Annotated in this window: 23 protein-coding genes; 11 read left to right on the top strand and 12 right to left on the bottom strand. The window is 71.1% G+C overall.

The genetic code is table 11. The features are described 5' to 3' along the window. Window positions 1–195 precede the first annotated feature (195 nt). The gene (locus tag AC07EG_RS33210) at window positions 196–810 is read left to right on the top strand and encodes a dTDP-4-dehydrorhamnose 3,5-epimerase family protein (RefSeq protein WP_478257187.1); all 615 of its coding nucleotides are present in this window, start codon (window positions 196–198) and stop codon (window positions 808–810) included. Here AC07EG_RS33210 and AC07EG_RS33205 read toward each other — a convergent pair. Further along, on the bottom strand, window positions 794–1,258 hold the full coding sequence (locus AC07EG_RS33205; protein ID WP_478257210.1) for a hotdog fold domain-containing protein: 465 nt from the start codon (window positions 1,256–1,258) through the stop codon (window positions 794–796). The genes AC07EG_RS33210 and AC07EG_RS33205 overlap by 17 nt on opposite strands. Window positions 1,259–1,317: 59 nt before the next feature. Here AC07EG_RS33205 and AC07EG_RS33200 point away from each other — a divergent pair, with 59 nt between their 5' ends. Both AC07EG_RS33200 and AC07EG_RS33195 read left to right on the top strand, forming a co-directional pair. Beyond that, a complete protein-coding gene (locus AC07EG_RS33200; protein ID WP_478257186.1) occupies window positions 1,318–1,902 on the top strand; it encodes an acid phosphatase in 585 nt (194 codons plus the stop codon). A gap of 11 nt (window positions 1,903–1,913) precedes the next feature. Further along, a complete protein-coding gene (locus AC07EG_RS33195; RefSeq protein WP_478257185.1) occupies window positions 1,914–2,399 on the top strand; it encodes an N-acetyltransferase family protein in 486 nt (161 codons plus the stop codon). Here AC07EG_RS33195 and AC07EG_RS33190 read toward each other — a convergent pair. After that, window positions 2,396–2,860 carry a hypothetical protein gene (locus AC07EG_RS33190; protein WP_478257184.1) on the bottom strand — a complete coding sequence of 155 codons (465 nt, stop codon included), beginning with the start codon at window positions 2,858–2,860 and terminating at the stop codon, window positions 2,396–2,398. The two genes, AC07EG_RS33195 and AC07EG_RS33190, sit on opposite strands and share 4 nt — an antisense overlap. A gap of 287 nt (window positions 2,861–3,147) precedes the next feature. Here AC07EG_RS33190 and AC07EG_RS33185 point away from each other — a divergent pair, with 287 nt between their 5' ends. Both AC07EG_RS33185 and AC07EG_RS33180 read left to right on the top strand, forming a co-directional pair. Further along, window positions 3,148–4,074, top strand: a complete 927-nt coding sequence (locus tag AC07EG_RS33185) for a diacylglycerol/lipid kinase family protein (RefSeq protein ID WP_478257183.1) — start codon at window positions 3,148–3,150, stop codon at window positions 4,072–4,074. 292 nt (window positions 4,075–4,366) lie between these two features. After that, complete coding sequence (locus AC07EG_RS33180; RefSeq protein WP_113694291.1) at window positions 4,367–4,621, top strand: WhiB family transcriptional regulator; 255 nt, start codon at window positions 4,367–4,369, stop codon at window positions 4,619–4,621. Between the two features lie 116 nt (window positions 4,622–4,737). On the opposite strand, the gene AC07EG_RS33175 is transcribed toward AC07EG_RS33180, so the two are convergent. Together AC07EG_RS33175 and AC07EG_RS33170 are read right to left on the bottom strand one after the other, a co-directional pair. Next, entirely contained in the window at window positions 4,738–6,252 is a 1,515-nt protein-coding gene (locus AC07EG_RS33175) for a sensor histidine kinase (RefSeq protein ID WP_478257182.1), read from the bottom strand. A gap of 4 nt (window positions 6,253–6,256) precedes the next feature. Beyond that, window positions 6,257–6,472, bottom strand: coding sequence for a biotin/lipoyl-binding carrier protein (locus AC07EG_RS33170; RefSeq protein ID WP_478257181.1), 216 nt, complete (start codon window positions 6,470–6,472; stop codon window positions 6,257–6,259). A gap of 141 nt (window positions 6,473–6,613) precedes the next feature. Between AC07EG_RS33170 and AC07EG_RS33165 the strand changes: the two genes are divergently transcribed. Next, entirely contained in the window at window positions 6,614–6,688 is a 75-nt protein-coding gene (locus AC07EG_RS33165) for a 50S ribosomal protein bL37 (protein ID WP_098515123.1), read from the top strand. Between the two features lie 59 nt (window positions 6,689–6,747). Here AC07EG_RS33165 and rsrA read toward each other — a convergent pair whose 3' ends face one another. Continuing rightward, window positions 6,748–7,071, bottom strand: a complete 324-nt coding sequence (gene rsrA, locus AC07EG_RS33160) for a mycothiol system anti-sigma-R factor (RefSeq protein ID WP_478257180.1) — start codon at window positions 7,069–7,071, stop codon at window positions 6,748–6,750. Beyond that, entirely contained in the window at window positions 7,068–7,694 is a 627-nt protein-coding gene (locus AC07EG_RS33155; RefSeq protein ID WP_478257179.1) for a sigma-70 family RNA polymerase sigma factor, read from the bottom strand. The genes rsrA and AC07EG_RS33155 overlap by 4 nt, the downstream gene beginning before the upstream one ends. Window positions 7,695–7,880: 186 nt before the next feature. Here AC07EG_RS33155 and ybaK point away from each other — a divergent pair, with 186 nt between their 5' ends. Beyond that, window positions 7,881–8,357 (top strand): Cys-tRNA(Pro) deacylase, encoded by a 477-nt coding sequence (ybaK, locus tag AC07EG_RS33150; protein WP_478257178.1) that lies wholly within the window; start codon window positions 7,881–7,883, stop codon window positions 8,355–8,357. On the opposite strand, the gene AC07EG_RS33145 is transcribed toward ybaK, so the two are convergent. Beyond that, a complete protein-coding gene (locus AC07EG_RS33145; protein ID WP_478257177.1) occupies window positions 8,358–8,969 on the bottom strand; it encodes an alpha/beta hydrolase family protein in 612 nt (203 codons plus the stop codon). Then, window positions 8,966–9,736 (bottom strand): SOS response-associated peptidase, encoded by a 771-nt coding sequence (locus AC07EG_RS33140; RefSeq protein WP_478257176.1) that lies wholly within the window; start codon window positions 9,734–9,736, stop codon window positions 8,966–8,968. The genes AC07EG_RS33145 and AC07EG_RS33140 overlap by 4 nt, the downstream gene beginning before the upstream one ends. A 137-nt stretch (window positions 9,737–9,873) precedes the next feature. Here AC07EG_RS33140 and rsgA point away from each other — a divergent pair, with 137 nt between their 5' ends. Together rsgA and AC07EG_RS33130 are read left to right on the top strand one after the other, a co-directional pair. Next, window positions 9,874–10,878, top strand: coding sequence for a ribosome small subunit-dependent GTPase A (gene rsgA / locus AC07EG_RS33135; RefSeq protein ID WP_478257175.1), 1,005 nt, complete (start codon window positions 9,874–9,876; stop codon window positions 10,876–10,878). 104 nt (window positions 10,879–10,982) lie between these two features. Beyond that, window positions 10,983–11,828 (top strand): SCO4651 family lipoprotein, encoded by an 846-nt coding sequence (locus AC07EG_RS33130; protein WP_478257174.1) that lies wholly within the window; start codon window positions 10,983–10,985, stop codon window positions 11,826–11,828. 61 nt (window positions 11,829–11,889) lie between these two features. On the opposite strand, the gene pruA is transcribed toward AC07EG_RS33130, so the two are convergent. The 3 genes from pruA to AC07EG_RS33115 form a co-directional block, all read right to left on the bottom strand. Beyond that, a complete protein-coding gene (pruA, locus tag AC07EG_RS33125; protein WP_478257209.1) occupies window positions 11,890–13,518 on the bottom strand; it encodes an L-glutamate gamma-semialdehyde dehydrogenase in 1,629 nt (542 codons plus the stop codon). Between the two features lie 82 nt (window positions 13,519–13,600). Continuing rightward, window positions 13,601–14,101 carry a DUF6912 family protein gene (locus AC07EG_RS33120; RefSeq protein ID WP_478257173.1) on the bottom strand — a complete coding sequence of 167 codons (501 nt, stop codon included), beginning with the start codon at window positions 14,099–14,101 and terminating at the stop codon, window positions 13,601–13,603. Further along, window positions 14,098–15,501 carry a WS/DGAT/MGAT family O-acyltransferase gene (locus AC07EG_RS33115; RefSeq protein ID WP_478257172.1) on the bottom strand — a complete coding sequence of 468 codons (1,404 nt, stop codon included), beginning with the start codon at window positions 15,499–15,501 and terminating at the stop codon, window positions 14,098–14,100. Before AC07EG_RS33115 ends, AC07EG_RS33120 begins: the two co-directional genes overlap by 4 nt. A gap of 35 nt (window positions 15,502–15,536) precedes the next feature. Between AC07EG_RS33115 and AC07EG_RS33110 the strand changes: the two genes are divergently transcribed. After that, entirely contained in the window at window positions 15,537–16,298 is a 762-nt protein-coding gene (locus tag AC07EG_RS33110) for a TrmH family RNA methyltransferase (RefSeq protein ID WP_478257171.1), read from the top strand. Here AC07EG_RS33110 and AC07EG_RS33105 read toward each other — a convergent pair. Then, on the bottom strand, window positions 16,290–16,676 hold the full coding sequence (locus tag AC07EG_RS33105) for an HAD-IA family hydrolase (protein ID WP_478257170.1): 387 nt from the start codon (window positions 16,674–16,676) through the stop codon (window positions 16,290–16,292). The two genes, AC07EG_RS33110 and AC07EG_RS33105, sit on opposite strands and share 9 nt — an antisense overlap. Before the next feature lie 119 nt (window positions 16,677–16,795). On the opposite strand from AC07EG_RS33105, the gene AC07EG_RS33100 reads away from it, so the two are divergent. After that, window positions 16,796–17,239, top strand: a complete 444-nt coding sequence (locus AC07EG_RS33100; RefSeq protein WP_478257169.1) for an Rv3235 family protein — start codon at window positions 16,796–16,798, stop codon at window positions 17,237–17,239. Window positions 17,240–17,269: the final 30 nt, after the last annotated feature.

Raw genomic sequence — 17,269 nt, 5'->3', positions numbered from 1 at the left:
CCGTGGTGAGGCTGCATCTGGTCCGGCTCCCGGCGGGGAACCGCGGACGCGGCGGTCCGGACAGTGTGGCAGGCCGGTCGCCGGTTGTGGCCCCCTGGTGCGGCTGATGTCACATATTCAGGGGTTTTCCCTTGCCGGAAGCCGTTTTAACAAGACGTCCGTCCGGATTGGGAAGCCCTGCCCTAAGCTGGGCGCATGCAGGTGCGCGAACTGGCCGTCCGGGATTGCTACGAATTCACCCCGCGTAAATTCCCCGATCACCGCGGGCAGTTCAGCGCGCCCTTCCAGGAGGACGTCTTCCAGCAGGCGGTCGGCCACCCGCTCCACCTCGCGCAGACCAACCACAGCGACTCCCGCCGCGGCACCATCCGCGGCATCCACTTCGCCGACACCCCGCCGGGCCAGGCGAAGTACATCTACTGCCCGCGGGGCGCGCTGCTGGACGTGATGGTCGACCTCCGCGTCGGCTCGCCGACCTTCGGCCGGTGGGACGCGGTCCAGCTGGACGCCAAGGACCTCCGCGCGGTCTACCTCCCGGAGGGCATCGGGCACAGCTTCTACGCGCTCGAGGACGACACCGCGATGACGTACTTCTGCTCCACCGGCTTCAACCCGGGCGCCGAGCACGGCGTGAACCCGCTCGACCCGGAACTCGCCCTGCCGTGGCCCACCGGGATCGAGCCGATCCTGTCCGAAAAGGACCGCAACGCCCCGTCACTGGCGCAGCTGGCCGCCGAGGGCCGCCTGCCCAGCTACGACGCCTGCTTGGCGCGCTACGAGGAACTGCGCGGCGCTATTTTCTCCTCGTGACCCAGATGGTGATGGTGCCGGCGACCACCACCTGGCCCGCCCGGTCGCGAACGGTCACCGGTACGCCCAGTTCGGCGCCGCCGTCGCCGAACTCCGGGAGCACCTCGAGTTCGGCGACCGCGGTCAGCCCGGTCTCCGCCTTGGCGGGGTAGTCGACGGACATGCCCTTGGGCAGCCAGCGGTGCGTCGGCGGCACGGTCGCCTCGGCCAGCATGCCCATGGCGATCTCGGCGAGGTTGCACGCCGCGATCGCGTGGAAGGTCTTCATGTGGTTGCGCACTCCCCACCACAACGGCGCGGACACCTCGCAGCGGCCCGGCCGGAGGTCCCGCACCCGCGGCAGCACGGTGCGGAAGTACGGCACCCGCAGGCACATCGCCGCCGAGAACAGCAGCGCCCCGCCCGGCTTGGCGGCCAGCGACCGCCACGTCGAGTAGGTCCCCACGATCGGCTCACCTCCTTGTTACTCACCAGTAGCGAAGCACACCGGCGGCTATATTCCAACCCGTGGAGCATCCCTTCTTCCTTCTCCGGCACGGCCAGACCGAGTGGTCGGCGAACGGCAGGCACACCGGCCGGACCGACCTCCCGCTCACCGCGACCGGCGTGGACCAGGCCAGAGCCGCCGGCCGGACGCTGGCGGAGCGGCTGGACGGCGCCTCGGCCGCGGTGCTGTCCAGTCCGCGGCAGCGCGCGCTGAAGACCGCCGAACTCGCCGGGCTCACCGTGTCGGAGGTCACCGAAGACCTGGCCGAATGGGACTACGGCGACTACGAGGGCGTCACCACCGACGAGATCCGCGAGACGGTGCCCGGCTGGACCGTGTGGACGCACCCGATGCCCGGCGGCGAGACCGCCGGGCAGGTCTCCGCCAGGGCCGACCGGGTGCTGGCGCGGATCCGCGGACTCCTGGTGCGGCAGCCGGTGGTGCTGGTGGGCCACGGGCACTTCAGCCGGGTGCTGGTGGCGCGCTGGCTCGGCCTGGCGGCGACCGACGGCGTGCGGTTCGCCCTCGAAGCCGCCGGGCTCACCGAACTCGGCGACGAACGCGGCGTGCCGCAGCTCCGCCACCTCAACATTCCCCCGCGCTGAAAGGAAAACACTTGTCGCAGTTCACCATTCGCCGCATCACGGAGTCCGATGTGGACGCCGTGGTCGGCTTGGTCCACGACCTCGCCGAGTTCGAGAAGGCCCCGGACGAGTGCCACCTGACCGCCGCGCAACTGCACACCGCGTTGTTCGGCGAGCAGCCCGCGGTGTTCGGCCACGTCGCCGAAGTCGACGGGGCGGTCGCCGGCTTCACGCTGTGGTTCCTGAACTTCTCCACCTGGCGCGGGGTGCACGGCATCTACCTGGAGGACCTCTACGTCCGCCCGGAGCAGCGCGGCACCGGGCTGGGCAAGGCGCTGCTGGCCACGCTGGCCGAGGAGTGCGTGCGGCGCGGGTACGCGCGGCTGGAGTGGTCGGTGCTCGACTGGAACCCGGCGGTGGACTTCTACCGCGCACTGGGTGCCGAGCCGATGGACGAGTGGACCGTGCACCGCCTCACCGACGAGCCGCTGCGCGAGCTCGCCGCACAGAGCCGTTAGGTCCCACCCCGCCGACGGCGTTCGGCGTCGCGCTCGGACGCCTCGGCTTCGGTTTCGCCCTCCTGCATGCCCAGCACCCAGGCCCGGGACGGACGGCGGAACAGCAGCACCACCACGACCAGGCCGCCGATGATCAGCGGCACGCCGAAGCCGGGGCGCCCCGACGGGCCCGCGCTGTACCAGCCGATCCCGGCCACCATCAGCGCGACCACCACCGACGGCGAGCGCGCCCAGGTGTGGCCGAGCAGCAGCCCGATGCCGCAGGCCAGCGTGCCGGCGCCGAGCACGGCGTAGTAACCGGCTTCGGCGTAGATGTTGCCCGCCCTGGCGGCCTCCGCGCCGAACGCGCGCACCAGCAGGATGACCGCGATCACCACCGAGGCCAGGCCGGGGAGCGCGGTGAGCGCGCCGGCGAGGCGCACCTCACGCGGCGCCGGCTGGATCTTGTCGGCGAACGGCACGCGTACCGCACCTTCCGTGCTGCCGGGACCGGGCACGGCACCCGAACAACGTCCAATCCAGACGGGTGACCGTGCGTGAACACATTCGATGTTATGCCACCCGGTCGGCCGTTCCCGCCCGGGCGCCGGACGGGTCAAGATTCGGGTGTCGTCTGATGAGCCGGGCGGTCCCGGGGTGCACTTGTCACGACGAACGTCCTGTTCGCGCGACTCGGAGGAGGAGTGACGAGGCTCGCAGCTTCTCGGCGGAGGGTTAGCCGCACGCGGTTCTGACCTACCCTGCGGTGGTGCGTGCAGTGCTGATCGTCAATCCGCAGGCCACCGCGACCACCCCCGGTGGCCGCGACGTGCTCGCGCACGCGCTGGCCAGCGAGGTCAAGCTCGACGTGGTCGAGACCGACTACCGGGGCCACGCGCTGGCCGTGGCCCGCTCGGCCGCCCGTGACGGCATCGAGCTGGTGGTCGCCCACGGCGGCGACGGCACGGTCAACGAGGTGGTCAACGGGCTGCTGGCGGACAACGCCGGGGTACCGGGCGGGGCCCACCGGGGACCGGCGCTCGGCGTGGTGCCCGGCGGTTCGGCCAACGTCTTCGCCAGGGCGCTCGGACTGCCGCGGGATCCGGTCGAGGCCACCTACCACCTGCTGCAGGCCATCGAGCACGACCGCGGCCGCCGGGTCGGGCTCGGCCTGGCCGACGGCCGCTGGTTCACCTTCAACGCCGGGCTCGGCTGGGACGCCGACGTGGTGGCCGGGGTGGAGCGGCGCCGCGGCAAGCGCGCCAGTCCGGCGCTCTACACCCGGATGGCACTGGCCTGCTACTTCCACCCGCCGCAGGGCCGCCCGCCGCTGACCGTGCGGGTGCCGGGCGCGGAACCGGCCTCGGTGCGCACCGCCTTCGTCTCCAACACCGACCCGTGGACCTACCTCGGGAACCGCCCGGTGCACCTGAACACCGGATGCTCCTTCGACAGCGGGCTGGGGTTGTTCGCCCTGCGCAGCATGGCCGTGCCGACCGTGCTCAACCAGGCGCGACAGGCGCTGAGCAGCCGCAGCAAGCATCGGAGCAAGCGTTTGCTTCGTCACGACGACCTGGCGATAGTGCGCATCGACGCTGAACAGCCGGTAAACTTCCAGGTGGACGGTGACCTGATGGGTCAGCGGAGCAGTGTGGAGTTCCTCAGCGTGCCGGACGTGCTGACCGTGCTGGTGTGACGGTCGGCGGGCCCGCTGTCACGGAGCCGGTGATCGTGCGGGGCAAAGTGGTTGGTGCCGTTCGTCGACCGGAAACCTCCGTTCACCGCATCTCCCCTTCCGTCCAGCGGCGAGTTTCGGACTGAAACCGCAGGTCAGGCTAGTCGCCCGGCCGGGTGAGGTGACTCACCGATCCGCAGAAAACCCTTGTCGAAAACGGGTCTTCGTGAAAGCATTCACAAGCACCCCAAAAAACGACCGCCATGACGACTATGGTGCGGACTCCCGCGCCATCATGAAGGAGCTCAGTAAAATGGACTGGCGCCACGACGCGGCCTGCCGAGACGAGGACCCCGAGCTGTTCTTCCCCGTGGGGACCAGCGGTCCTGCCATCTCCCAGGTAGCCGCGGCGAAGGCCGTGTGCCACCGTTGCACCGTCGCTTCCGATTGTCTCGCTTGGGCTTTGGCCAGCGGGCAGGACGCCGGCGTGTGGGGCGGGATGAGCGAGGACGAGCGACGCGCGCTCAAGCGTCGCCGTGCGCACATCGGCACGCGCACCAACGCCTGAATTATTTCCTCCGCTGCACCCGCGGCCGACGCCACGGCCGCTCAGGGACCGACGAGTCCCTCCGCCAACACGTTTGAGGGCGGGCACCGCTTCAGGTGCCCGCCCTCAAGTGTTTGTCACAGGCGACGCGAAAGCGGGATGCGCAACGCGGCTTCGGTGCCGCGCCGCCCGCCGCCCGATTCGGCGCGCCCCGCCCGCAGGGAAAGCGAGCCGCGCAGCTCCGATTCGATCAGCGTTCGCACGATCTGCAAACCGAGGCCGTCCGCGCGCTCCAGCGAGAAGCCCTGCGGCAGGCCCTGACCGTCGTCGCTGATCACGATGTCCAGCCAGCGCGCTGACCGCTCGGCGGAGATCTGCACCTTGCCCGGCCGCCCGCCGGGGAAGGCGTGCCCGATCGCGTTCTGCACCAGTTCCGCGACCACCATCACCAGCGGGGTGGCGATCTCGGCGACCACCACGCCGAAGGTGCCGGTCCGCGACAGCGTCACGTGCCCCTCGGCGGTGGCCACCTCACCGACCATCGGCAGCACGTTGTCCAGCAACTGGTCGAGGTCGACCCGCTCGTCGACGGACATCGACAGCGCCTCGTGCACCATCGCGATCGACGACACCCGCCGCACCGACTCACCGAGCGCGAGCCGGGCCTCCTCGCTGGCCGTGCGCCGCGACTGCAACCGCAGCAACGCGGCCACCGTCTGCAGGTTGTTCTTCACGCGGTGGTGGATCTCACGGATCGTCGCGTCCTTCGACAGCAGGGCGCGGTCCCGCCGCTTGACCTCGGTCACATCGCGGACGAGCACCAGCGCACCGGCGGGCTGCCCGGCGGGCCGCAACGGCAACGCGCGGAACAACACGACCGCGCCCCGGCGTGAATCCGCTTCGGTGCGTGAACTCGGCTTGCCGTCGAGCGCGTCGATGATGCGGTGGGACACCTCGGTGGCGTCGAACGGGTCGCGGATCAGCGACCGGGTCAGCGGTGCGAGCCGCACGCCGACCAGGTCCGACTCGTAGCCCATGCGGTGGTAGGCGGACAGCCCGTTGGGACTGGCGAAGACCACGGTGCCCGACTGGTCGAGCCGGATCAGCCCGTCGCCGACGCGCGGGCTGGTGTGCACGTCGGTGAGCGTGCCGTCGGCCGGGAAGGTGCCGTCGGCGATCATCTGGCACAGGTCGGCCGCGCTGCCGAGGTAGGCGATCTCCAGCGGGCTGGGCACCCGCGGCGAGGCCAGGTTGGTCTCCCGGCTGAGCACGGCGATCACCTGCTTGCCGAAGGTGACCGGAATCGCTTCCCGCCGCATCGGCAGGTCGCGGTACCAGTGCGGGTCCTCCTCGCGGCTGATCCTGACCTCGCGCATGGCGCGGTCCAGCTGCGGGTGCTCGTCGACGGTGAACCGGCTGCCGACCACGTCCTCGGGGTGCGCCGTCGGCGCGGTGGTCGGCCTGGCCTGCGCGACGCAGACGAAGTCACCGCCGTCGGGCTGGACGCCCTCGGCCACCGGCACCCAGAGCAGGAAGTCGCTGAACGACAGGTCGGCCAGCAGTTGCCACTCGGCCACCACCGACTGCAGGTGGTCGGCCGCCGCGCCGGACAGCCCGGTGTTCTCGGCCAGCAGATCGGAGAGAGTGCTCACGCACCTATTCCAGCACGGCGAGCAGGTCGCCCTCCTGCACCACGTCGCCCTCGCCGACGGCGAGCCGCGAAAGGGTGCCCGAACCCTCGGTGAGCACCGGGATCTCCATCTTCATCGACTCCAGGAGCACCACGGTGTCCCCGGTCTCGAGCTCGTCGCCGACCTCGGCGACCACCTTCAGAACGTTGGCGACGATCTCGGCCCGGATTTCCTCGGCCATCGTTGAAGCCCTCCTGCGCGCCGGCTGGGAGTCCAATCCAACCAGAGGGAAGGGGGCGTGGCCCAGGCCGAACACCCCGGTTCTAGGGCACATGCCACACTAGGGGGGTTGCCCGGGTAGCGATCCACCGAGGAGTGATCCATGTCGAAGCGTGCTCGCAAGCGCCGCGACCGCAAGAAGAACGGCGCCAACCACGGCAAGAAGCCCAACGCCTGAGTTCGCGCGCGGAAGCCCCGGCCACCAGCAGGTGACCGGGGCTTCGTTCTGTTCGCGCCCTATTCGGTGATGCGCTCGACCGTGACCTCGGTGCGCTCGATGGTCTTGCCGGAGCGCTCCTCGACGGTCTTGCGGATCGACGCCCGCAGCTTGCTCTTCAGCTCGGCGGGTGCGAGGTCACCGCCGCACTTGCGGGCCAGGATCTGCTTGATCTGCTCGTCGATCCCGTACTCCTCGAGGCACGGCGGGCACTCGTCGAGGTGCCGGCGCAGCTCGACCTCGTGCTCCTTGCTGCACTCGCGGTCGAGCAGCAGGTAGATCTCGGCGAGCGCCTCGTCGCAGTTGACCTTCGCCTGGCCTTCTTCACCGGAGCAGTGGTTCATCGCCCTGCCACCTCCTGCTTGGCTCCGCGGATGAACCCGCGTTCACGAGCCACGTCCGCGAGCAGCTCGCGCAGCTGCGCGCGACCGCGGTGGAGGCGGGACATCACAGTACCGATGGGGGTGTCCATGATTTCAGCGATTTCCTTGTAGGCGAAGCCCTCGACGTCGGCGAGGTAGACGGCGAGCCGGAAGTCCTCCGGCAGCCGCTGCAACGCGGCCTTGACGTCGGCGTCCGGCAGCTTGTCCATGGCCTCGACCTCGGCCGAGCGCAGGCCGACCGACGAGTGGTTCTCCGCCTTGGCCAGCTGCCAGTCGGTGATCTCCTCGGTCGGCTGCTGCACCGGCTGGCGCTGCCGCTTGCGGTAGCCGTTGATGTAGGTGTTGGTCAGGATGCGGTACATCCAGGCCTTGAGGTTGGTGCCCTGCTTGAAGGACGCGAACGCGGAGTACGCCTTGAGGTAGGTCTCCTGCACCAGGTCCTCGGCGTCGGCCGGATTCCTGGTCATCCGCATCGCGGCCGCGTAGAGCTGGTCCAGCAGCGGCATCGCGTCGCGCTCGAAGCGCTCGGTGCGCGCCTGGACGTCCTCCTGCTCGACGGCGGCGGATTCTGACGTGCTCGGCAAACCGTTCCCTTCCCAATCCACGTCGGGCAGACGTGCGTACTTCTGCCCCGAGGATACGCGCGCCGCTCCGGCGCGGCTGGGCACGGCCGGTCGCCTGAGCTGCTCTTCGCGAGGGGATACCTTGGTCAACACGCTGGGTACAACACGGTGGCCCGCACGGGCATTCCCGCCGTAGGGTGCGGTCCCATGGCGGGCAAGGGCACACCGGCGACGGCGCTGCTGGCGCAGCGGAAGATCACCCACAAGCTGCACGCGTACGAGCACGACCCGCGTCACGAGTCGTACGGCGGCGAGGCGGCGGAGGTGCTCGGCCTGGACCCGGCGCGGGTGTTCAAGACCCTGGTGGCCGAGGTGGACGGCAAGCTGACCGTCGGTGTGGTGCCGGTCACCGGTTCACTGGACCTGAAGGCGCTCGCCGCCGCCGTCGGCGGGAAGAAGGCCCGCATGGCGGAGGCGGCGGCCGCGCAGCGCGCCACCGGTTACGTCCTCGGCGGCATCTCCCCGCTGGGCCAGCGGAGCAGGCTGCCGGTGGTGGTCGACGCCTCGGCCGAACGGTTCGACACCGTCCACTGCTCGGCGGGCCGTCGCGGGCTGGAAGTGGAGCTGGCCCCGGCGGACCTCATCCGCCTGACCGGCGCGACGGTGGCCCCCATCGCCGCCTGATCAGTCCAGCGGGCGCAGCACGCGTTCCAGCCACTCCGACGCGGCCCGCGCCACCCCGTCCAGGTCGGCGCTCAGGCTGTGGTTGCCCGCCAGCACCACCAGTTCGTGGTGCGGCCCGGCGGCGGGCACCCCGAACGGGTCCTGCTCCCCCTGCACCACCAGGGTCGGCACCTCGACGGCGTCCAGCTCCGGCTGCCGCGTCTTCTCCGGTTTGCCCGGCGGGTGCGTCGGGAACGCCAGGCACAGCACCGCCACCGCCTGCCCGGCGGCGGCCGTGCGGCAGGCGACCCGTGCCCCGGACGAGCGGCCCCCGAAGACCACCGGCTCGCCGTCGAACCGGCTGCCCGCCAGTTCGTCGGCCACGGTCAGCCACGCGTTGTCCAACTGCCGCGCGGGGGCGGGCGCCCGGCGCCCGGCCACCCGGTACGGCTGCTCGACCAGCGCCACGTGCACACCGACCGCCTGCGCGGCCCTGGTCACCGCGATCAGGTCCTTCGAGCCGAACCCGCCACCCGCGCCGTGCCCGAGCAGCAGCACCGCCCGGCCCTCCTCGGCGCAGTGCAGCTCGACCCGCGCCGGGCCGTGGTCGGTGTCGATCCGGATGGTGGTCATTTCGACGGCGCGTCGAACAGCGCTTCGCCGTCCAGTTCGGTCGCCGGCTCGGCGCGTTCCACCAGCTCGGGACCGTTGTTGCGGACGTTGTTCACCCGGGTGGACACCGGCCGCAGCTCGAGGGCGTCCACCAGCTCCGCGCTCGGTGGCGCCAGCAGCTCGCCGACGTCCTCGCGGTCCGGGTCCAGCCAGCTCGCCCAGTTGTCCTCGGCCAGCAGCAGCGGCATGCGGTGGTGGATGTCGGCGACCGGGCCGACCGCGTCGGTGGTCAGCACCGAGCAGGTGATCAACGGCTCCGCGTCGGGGTTCGACCGGTCACGCCAGCTCTCCCAGATCCCGGCCATGACCAGCGTGGACTCGTCCCGCGGGGTCAGGAAGAACGGTTCCTTCACCTTGCCGTCGCGGCGCCACTCGAACCAGCCGTCGGCCGGGAGCAGGCAGCGCTTGCTCGCCAGCGCCTTGCGGAACGCCGGCTTCTCGTGCGCGGTCTCGGCACGCGTGTTGATCATGCGGTTGCCGACCGACGGGTCCTTCGCCCAGAACGGCACCAGACCCCACTTCATCACCCGCAGCGTGCGCACCGACGGCTCGTCCTCGAGCACCTTGCCGTCGGCGTCACGCGGGTGGCGCTGCACCACGGCGAGCACCTTCTTCGTCGGCGCCACGTTGTGGTCGGGTGAAGGGGCGTGGCCCCCGGTCTCGTCGGCCGCTTCGAACTCCTGCACCAGCTTGGCCGGGCTCTTCGTGGCGGCGTAACGACCACACATCGCGGCCCCACCTCCCATCTGCGTACACACCTGGTCCAGCCATGGTTCCACGGTCGCGGCGGCCTTGGCGAGTGCGCCGCGTGACCGGACTGCGCCCGATGGGGGATCATGGCCACCGGGACGAAGGGGATGGGCGGTTGAGCAAACGGGACTGGCGCAGACTGGATGAATCGGACGTCCGCGTCCGCCCCGGCAAGGGCACCCGCCCCCGGAGCAAGCGCCGTCCCGAGCACGCCGACGCCGTGGCCGCGATGGTCACCGGCGTCGACCGCGGCCGCTGGACCTGCGCGGTCGACGGCGACCCGGCCCGCTCGGTGACCGCCATGCGCGCCCGTGAGCTGGGCCGCACGCCGGTGGTGGTCGGCGACACGGTCGGCCTGGTCGGCGACGTCAGCGGCCGCCAGGACACGCTCGCCAGGATCGTGCGCGTGGAAGAGCGCACCAGCGTGCTCCGCCGCACCGCCGACGACACCGATCCCTACGAACGCGTGGTGGTGGCCAACGCCGAGCAGCTGGTCATCGTCACCGCGCTGGCCGATCCGCCACCGCGGGCCGGGTTCATCGACCGCTGCCTGGTCGCCTGCTACGCCGGTGGCCTGGAACCGCTGCTCTGCCTGACCAAGGCCGACCTCGCCGACCCGGCCGAACTGCTCGCCGGGTACGCCGACCTGGCCGTGCCCGCGGTGGTCACCCGGCACGACGAGGAGCCCGGCGAGCTGCGCGAACGCGTCGAGGGACGGGTCTCGGCGCTGGTCGGGCACTCCGGCGTCGGCAAGTCCACCCTGGTCAACCGGCTGGTCCCGGACGCCGCGCTGGCCACCGGCGTGGTCAGCGCGGTCGGCAAGGGGCGGCACACCTCGGTGGCCGCGGTCGCGCTGCCGCTGCCCGGGAACGGCTGGGTGATCGACACCCCCGGGGTCCGCTCGTTCGGCCTCGCCCACGTCACCCCGGACGACATCGTGGACTCGTTCGAGGAGTTCACCGAAGCCGCCGAGGAGTGCCCGTCCGGCTGCGGCCACCTCGGCCCGCCGGAGGACCCGGACTGCGTGCTGGACGACGTGGTCACCGACGGTGACGCCAAACCGGAGCGCCTGGCTTCCCTGCGGCGGCTGCTGGCTTCGCGTGCGGGTCTCGAATCGTGACCTGAACCTGGGCAACCCGCCCCCACGATTTGCGCGTGTCTGAGACGCTATAGCTCTATTGGGGGACAACCACCCAACCGATCACGAATGTGAGGGGTATCCCGATGCGCAAGACAGCGCTCGCTGCCAGCGGCTTCGCGCTGCTGCTCGCGCTCACTGCCTGTGGCAGCGAGAGCACGCCGACCACGAACGCCACTCCGGCCCCGCAGGCCGACCAGAAGCCGGCGTCCTCGCTGTTCAACGACGCGCAGGAACTGGTCCGCGCGGCCACCGCCAGGGCCGACCAGGCCAAGTCGGCGAAGTTCACCATCGACATGGACCTCATGGGCATGCAGATGTCCGGGTCCGGCGAGGGCTCCTTCGAGGGCACCAACAGCCAGATGTCGATGACCATGCAGATGATGGGTCAGAACATCGAGATGCGCATGGTCGACACCGTGATTTACATGAAGATGCCCGCCGGCCAGAACCCCGGCGGCAAGCCGTGGGTGAAGATGGACCTGAACAGCGCCCAGGCCGGTGAGATGAAGGGCATGCTGGAGCAGGGCCAGCAGAGCGACCCGCGCAAGATGCTGGAGGTGATCCAGAAGGCGGGCAAGATCACCAAGGCCGACACGGTGCAGCTGGACGGCCAGGAGGTCAGCCACTACGTGCTCGACCTGGACATGAAGAAGGCGGGCGGGCTCGGCGGGATGTCCGAGGCCGACCTGGCGGAGCTGCCCGACGGCGCGATCGTGCCGACCGAGATCTGGCTGAACCAGGACCAGCTCCCGGTGCAGATCACCATGGACATGGGCGAGGCGATCAAGAAGATCGCCGAGAAGCAGGGTGAGCAGGTGCCCGCCGGCACGAACGTCGGCGGCAAGATGACCATGAAGTACAGCGACTGGGGTGCCCCGGTCAACGTTGAGGTGCCGCCGGCCGACCAGGTCGGGGAAATGCCTCGGTAGTCGTCGAAGTGACGGCGAAACGCCCCCGGAGCCGCCTGGTTCCGGGGGCGTTCTTCGTCGCTCAGCCCATGTGCGGGTAGCGGATGTCCGTCGGCGCGTCGAAGGTCTCCTTGATCGCGCGCGGGCTGGTCCACCGCTGCAGGTTGAACATCGAGCCCGCCTTGTCGTTGGTACCCGAGGCCCGCGAACCGCCGAACGGCTGCTGGCCGACGATCGAGCCGGTGGGCCGGTCGTTGACGTAGAAGTTGCCCGCGGTGAACCGCAGCGCCTGGTGCGCCTGCTGCACGGCCCGCCGGTCGTCGGCGAACACCGCACCGGTCAGCGCGTAGGCCGCGCTCTGGTCCACCACCTCGAGGATCCGCTCGTACTCGGCGTCCGGGTAGACGTGCACGGCCAGGATCGGGCCGAAGTACTCGGTGGCGAACACCTCGTGCGACGGATTGGCCGAGACCAGCACGGTCGGCTCGACGAAGTAACCGATCTGGTCGTCGCAGTTGCCGCCGACCAGCACCTCCAGCTCCGGATCAGCGTCCACACCGGACAGCAGTGCCCGGTGCTTGGCGAAGGCGCGGGCGTCGATCACCGCACCGCCGAACGTGGACAGATCGGTCACGTCCCCGTACTTCACCGTGCGGGTGACGTCGGCCAGTCGCTCCCGCAGCCCACCGTCCCAAAGGGACCGCGGCAGGTAGGCCCGCGAAGCCGCCGAGCACTTCTGGCCCTGGTACTCGAAGGCGGCGCGCACCAGCGCGGTCACCAGCTTGTCCGGATCGGCCGACGCGTGCGCCACCACGAAGTCCTTGCCGCCGGTCTCGCCGACGATCCGCGGATAACCGCGGTAACCGTCCAGGTTCTCCGCGATCCGGCGCCACAGCAGCTTGAACGTGGCGGTCGACCCGGTGAAGTGCAGCCCGGCGAAGTCCGGGTCGGCCAGCGCGACCTCGCTGACCGCGCGCCCGTCGCCGGTGACCAGGTTGATCACGCCCGGCGGCAGCCCGGCCTTCTCGAAGACCTCCATGGTGTAGTGCGCCGCCAGCTGCTGCGTCGGCGTCGGCTTCCACACCACGGTGTTGCCCATCAGCGCCGGGCTGCTGGGCAGGTTGCCCGCGATGGCGGTGAAGTTGAACGGGGTGATCGCGGTGACGAAGCCGTCCAGCGGCCGGTACTCCATCCGGTTCCACGCACCCGGCACCGAGATCGGCTGCTCGGCCAGGATGCGGCGGGCGAAGTGCACGTTGAACCGCAGGAAGTCGATCAGCTCGCAGGCCGCGTCGATCTCCGCCTGCTGCACCGACTTCGACTGCCCGAGGATGGTCGCCGCGTTGAGCGTGTCCCGGTACGGCCCGGCGATCAGGTCGGCCGCCCGCAGGAACACCGCCGCGCGCTCGTCGAAGGGCAGGTCGCGCCAGCCGGGCGCCGCCTCCTTGGCCGCGGTCACCGCGTCGGCGACGTCCTCGTTGGTCGCGTTCGCCGAGACACCGAGCACGTGCGCGTGGTCGTGCGGCTGGACCACCTCGAACGCCTCACCGCCGGCGAAGCGGCGCCGCCCGCCGATGGTCTGGGGCAGCTCGTGCTTCTCCCCCTCGAGTTCGGCGATCCGGCGCTGCAGCGACTCCCGTTCGGCGCTGCCGGGCGCGTAGGTGTGCACCGGTTCGTTGACCGGGTGGGGAACGGATGTCACCGCGTCCATGGCTTGCTTCGCCTCCTGTGGTTCGTCCAGCCGGGTGGGCGCCTTGTGGGCGCGCGTGCCCATCCTGGCACGGGAACCGTGGTCAAAGCAGGTCGAGCAGGAAGGGCAACTCCTGTGGGGCGTACCAGGCCAGTTCGTGGTCCTCGGCCTCACCCAGGGCGAACTCGGCGTCGTCGTCTCCCAGGTCGGCGGCGTCGATCACCGCGGCGGCGGCCACCACCGCGGCCTCGGCTTCGGCGGTGTCCACGTGCACCGCGGCGATCTGGGCCAGCTCCACCGCACCGGACAGCCGCACCACCGCGGCGTCGAGATCGGGCCGCGGGGTGGCGTGGTCGACGTCGGCGGAGACCACCACGCGCCGCGGCGGGTCCTTCTCGTCGGTGTCCTCGGCGGCGATCAGCCGGAGCGAGGCCCTGGCCGCGTCCAGCAGCGCGGCGTACTCCAGTTCCTCGGTGTCCCCGCTGGTGTAGGACTCGCGCAGGGCCGGGGTCAGCGCGAAGCCGGTGCCGCTGACCGGGGTGAACTCCCCGGTCTCGACCAACCGGCGCACCATGGCGATCGTCGCGGGCAGGTAGACCCTCACCAGTCCGCTCCCTTGAGCTCGTCGAGCGCCTCTTCGATCATCCCGCCGAGCAGGTCCACGTCGTACACGGCCTTGCGATCCCCGTTCAGTCCGAAGTAGACACCTCCGTGGTAGGAGGTGACCCCGATCGCCAGCGCCTGGTTCTTGGCCAAGGGCAGCACCGGGAACATCTCGGTCATTCTCGCCGGACCGGCGTACCGCGGTGCCTGTGGCCCCGGCGAGTTGGTGATGACCAGGTTGAAGAACCGCCCGGCGAACGAGTTCGCCGCCCTGGCGCCCAGCGAGTGCAGGGTCGCCGGGGCGAAGCCGCCCACCCGCAGCAGCGTGCGCGCGGCCACCGAGCGGCCCGAATCGGCGTGCGCCGACATCGCGTGCCCGATGTGCTGCAGCCGCAGCACCGCGTTCGGTTCGCCGACCGGCAGGTCGACCAGGTACGCCGCGACCTCGTTGCCGACCAGCCCGGCCGAGGAGAACTCGGTGTCGACGTCGCTGACGGCCAGCGGCACCAGCGCGCGCACGGTCGAAGCCGAGGTGAGCGCGACCCCGCGTGAGAGCAGCCATTCGCGCAGCGCGCCGGTGACCACCGCGAGCACCGCGTCGTTGACCGTGCCGCCGTGCTCGGCGCGGATCTTGCGGAAGTCGTCGAGCCGCGTGCGCACCACGGAGAACATGCGCCCGCCGGACACCGGTGCGTTCAGCGGGCCCTCCGGCGCGGGCCGGGCGACGCTGCGCAGCGTCGCGGCCACCCCGCTGATCGCCTCGGTGACCTTGCCGACCGTGGCCACCGCGTCCTGCGCGGCCGTTCTGGCGGTGTTGACCAGCTCACCCGGCCGCTGCACGGTCTCGCTGACCGCGTCGAGCACCAGCTGCGTGCGGCTCGGCTGGCGGCGGGGGGTCCAGGTGTCCTCGAACTCCTCGGATTCGGCCGGGTTGTCGTCCAGGATCAGCTGGCCGAGCTCGATCGTGCCGACGCCGTCGACCACCGCCTGGTGGGTTTTGGTGATCAGCGCGACGCGGTCGTCGGACAGGCCCTCGACGAAGTAGACCTCCCAGAGCGGGCGTTCCTGCGCGAGCGGGCGCGAGGCCAGCCGGGCGACCAGGTCGAACAGCTGGGCGTCGGTGCCGGGCGCGGGCAGCGCGGACCGGCGGACGTGGTAGTTCAGGTCGAAGTCGACGTCGTCCACCCAGACCGGCCTGGCCAGGTGCCCCGGCACGGGAACCACCCGTTGGCGGTACCGCGGCAGGTAGGCCAGCCGCTGCCCGATCAACGCGAGCACGTCGGGGTAGTCGAAACCGGCACGCGGCCGGTCGAACACCGCGACCCCGCCGACGTGCATCGGCGTCACCGGGTCCTCCATGTAGAGGAAGGACGCGTCCAGGGCGGACAGGCGGTCGTGCATGCGGTGATCCTGGCACACCCTGCTCTAATGCTCTCGTGCGTGAGTCGAATTCCGCGGTGTCCCCGAAGGACCGGTTCCTGACCGTGTACGGCCGCAAGCCGGTGCTGGAGGCGCTGGCCGACCCCGGGCTGGTGGTCGACAAGGTGATCCTGGCCGACACCGCACGGGGCCCGGCGGCGGCGGAGATCCAGCGGGCGGCGAAGGCGTCGGGCGTGCCGGTCCAGCGGGCCAGCGCGCACCGGGTGAAGGTGCTGGCCGGCAACGGCAAGCAGGACCAGGGCGTGCTCGCCGACGTGGTGGCGCCCCGGATGCGGCCGCTGCACGCGGCGCTGGAGGACCGCGTGCCGCCGGGGCGGTTGCTGCTGCTCGACGGCATCACCACCCCGGCGAACGTGGGCATGATCCTGCGCACCGCGACGGCGGCCGGGGTGGGCGGCATCGTGGTGCCGCGGCGCGGGGTGGCCGCGCTGGACCCGCTGGTGGTCAAGGCTTCGGCCGGGATCGCGTTCCGGGCGCCGGTGCTGCGCTGCGGCAGCGCGGAGGAGGCGGCGACCCGGCTGACCGAGGCCGGGTACGCGGTGTACGCACTGGGCACCGGCGGCGGGTCGCTGTTCGAGGCCGACCTGCCGGAACGCGCGGTTTTTGTGCTCGGTGGCGAGACCGGCGGGGTCAGCGGGGGCGTCGCCGAACTGGCGACGGGCTGGCTGTCCATCCCGATGCCGGGTGAGGTCGAATCGCTGAACGTCTCGGCGGCGGCCGCGGTGCTGTGCTTCGAGCTGGTCCGCCGGTCACGCTGAGAAGAGGACATCGAGTTCGAGCAGCGTGCCGCCGATCGAGGTGTGGTGCACGCCGACCATGCCGGTGGCGACCGCGCCCCGGACGTTGCCCGCCGAGTCGTCGACGAACACGCACTGGCCGGGGACCAGCCCGAGGCGGTCGGCGGTGAGCAGGAAGACCCGGGCGTCCGGCTTGGCGACGCCGACTTCGCCGGAGAAGACGAGCGCGTCGAAGAAGGGTTCGAGCCGGCGCTTCGCCGGGCCCGCGGCGCCGGGCGCGTTCGAGAGCAGGGCGGTTCTTACCCCGCGGTCCCTCAGCCGGTCCACCACCTCGAAGAGGTCGGCGGCATCGGGGTCGGTGAGCACCCCGGCGTAGTCCAGTACGAGTCCCCGCAGCATGACCGGTCACCCTAATCCGGGTGTCACCGGGTCGGGCGATCTTGGACCGGAATTCCGGCGCCCACCGCACTACGGGGCGAGGTGGCCGACGACGGCCGCCCGGACCTGGGGGGAGCCCTGTGGATTTCAGACCGCTGAACGCGCTGGAGGCGGCCGACCGCCTGCGCGCGGTGCCGAACCAGCTCGAACTCCCGATCTTCGGCGGGGGCCCGGCCGACCGCACGCGCCCGGGCCCGCCGGTGCCCGGCAGGCGCGCGCTGGAGCGGATGATGACGGCCATCCTGGAACTGTGCTGCGGGCAGCGGCCGCGGGCGCAGCTGCGCCCGGTCCTGCGCCCGGACGTCTACACCCGGCTGACCACCACCACGATGCGGCAGTACACGCTGCAAACCCCGATCCAAGCGTGCTTCCCGGGGGCGGGGGTGATCGAAGCGTGCGGCACCGTGCACGGGGGTTCACGGTCGTTCGCCGTTGCGGCCCGCTTCGAAGCCACGGGGACGGGGTGGTGGTGCGTCGCCTTCGACCTCATCGGGGAACCCAGCCAACGACGGCGGGTGGGGTGAGGGGCGGGGGTGTGTGGGTCGTTGGCCTGC

Source organism: Amycolatopsis sp. NPDC045836 (assembly GCF_056431745.1).
Note: the sequence above shows the minus strand (reverse complement) of the source record. Positions and strands in the feature narration are given on the sequence as shown.

Bases quoted from the DNA above. Each gene is read 5' to 3' on its own strand.
- pruA (WP_478257209.1), bottom strand. From the start codon at position 13,518: ATGGACGCGGTGACATCCGTTCCCCACCCGGTCAACGAACCGGTGCAC.
- ybaK (WP_478257178.1), top strand. From the start codon at position 7,881: ATGGCGGGCAAGGGCACACCGGCGACGGCGCTGCTGGCGCAGCGGAAG.
- AC07EG_RS33180 (WP_113694291.1), top strand. From the start codon at position 4,367: ATGGACTGGCGCCACGACGCGGCCTGCCGAGACGAGGACCCCGAGCTG.
- rsrA (WP_478257180.1), bottom strand. From the start codon at position 7,071: ATGAACCACTGCTCCGGTGAAGAAGGCCAGGCGAAGGTCAACTGCGAC.
- AC07EG_RS33210 (WP_478257187.1), top strand. From the start codon at position 196: ATGCAGGTGCGCGAACTGGCCGTCCGGGATTGCTACGAATTCACCCCG.
- AC07EG_RS33140 (WP_478257176.1), bottom strand. From the start codon at position 9,736: ATGTGTGGTCGTTACGCCGCCACGAAGAGCCCGGCCAAGCTGGTGCAG.
- AC07EG_RS33105 (WP_478257170.1), bottom strand. From the start codon at position 16,676: ATGCTGCGGGGACTCGTACTGGACTACGCCGGGGTGCTCACCGACCCC.
- AC07EG_RS33170 (WP_478257181.1), bottom strand. From the start codon at position 6,472: ATGGCCGAGGAAATCCGGGCCGAGATCGTCGCCAACGTTCTGAAGGTG.
- AC07EG_RS33130 (WP_478257174.1), top strand. From the start codon at position 10,983: ATGCGCAAGACAGCGCTCGCTGCCAGCGGCTTCGCGCTGCTGCTCGCG.
- AC07EG_RS33145 (WP_478257177.1), bottom strand. From the start codon at position 8,969: ATGACCACCATCCGGATCGACACCGACCACGGCCCGGCGCGGGTCGAG.
- AC07EG_RS33115 (WP_478257172.1), bottom strand. From the start codon at position 15,501: ATGCACGACCGCCTGTCCGCCCTGGACGCGTCCTTCCTCTACATGGAG.